The sequence below is a fragment of the Actinacidiphila sp. bgisy160 genome, assembly GCF_965342435.1.
In the GTDB taxonomy this organism is placed as follows: Bacteria; Actinomycetota; Actinomycetes; order Streptomycetales; family Streptomycetaceae; genus Actinacidiphila.
Map to the genome: position 1 here is coordinate 1 of NZ_CBDRCM010000132.1, position 1,100 is coordinate 1,100.

The 1,100-nt window shown below is 69.2% G+C and carries 1 pseudogene; it reads left to right on the forward strand.

What is annotated here, in order from left to right:
* Positions 1-52: 52 nt before the first annotated feature.
* Positions 53-1,100, forward strand: a pseudogene (locus ACRWNP_RS37090) (sugar-binding protein); the annotation flags it as partial.

The following is a 1,100-nucleotide window of genomic DNA, read 5'->3' on the forward strand; positions in this document are numbered from 1 at the left end:
CTACTTCCGCGGCATGGACGGCGACCCACTCCCGGGGGGTGGCACGCGTTCGGTGACGATCAAGGACTCCACCGGCGCCACCATCGCCGCCGACAAGCCCGCCTTCCAAGGCACGACGGCCGAGTCCCTCACCTACACTCAGGCCAACGACGACGGCAGCGGCGGCACCGTCGCCTCCCGCACTGTCTCTTATCCGTCGGCGCACCTGCTGGCCACCCGCGCCCGCACCGACGTCCCCGACCTGCACGCCTACCGCACCCAGACCGACCAGACCGAGACGGTCACCCCGGCCAGCGGCACCAACCCCGACGACACCCGCACCTCCCGCACGGTCAAGGTCACCACCCAGTACGACGACACCTACGGGCTGCCCACCCAGGTCGAAACTCTCGGTGACACCGGCAAGCCAGACGACGAGACCTGCACCATCACCTCGTACCTGCACAACACCACCGCGTGGCTGATCGGTCTGGTCCAGCAGACCAAGACCACCGCCGGCACCTGCGGCAAGGCCCCCACCGCCACCGGTGGCGACGTCATCTCCGCCTCCCGCACCGCTTACGACGATGGTGCCTATGGGGCTGCGCCCACCAAGGGCCTGGCCACCGAGGTGTGGGGCAGCGACGGGGGTGGCACCGGCTGGATCCGCACCAGCAAGACCCACTACGACGCCTACGGCCGTGTCGACTCCGTCACCGACGCCAAGGGCCAGACCGGTACCACCTCCTACAACCCGCCCACCGGGCAGACCTTTTCCACTACCGCCAAGAACGCCCTAAGCTTTGAGTCCACCACTACCGTCGATCCGGGCCGCAGCACCGCCTTGGACGTGGCCGACGCCAACGGCCGCACCACGCACTACGCTTACGACGCCCTCGGCCGCGTCACCAAGGTATGGACCGCCTCCCAGGATCCGGCCACCGACCAGCCGTTCAAGACGTTCGCCTACGACACCACCGTCCGCAAGCCGACCGCCGTAACCACCTCCACGCTGCGCGACAACGGCACCTACGCCCACGCCATCACGATCTACGACGGCCTGGGCCGGGCACGGCAGTCCCAGGCGGACGCGGTCGGCGGCGGCAGCATCATCACCGACG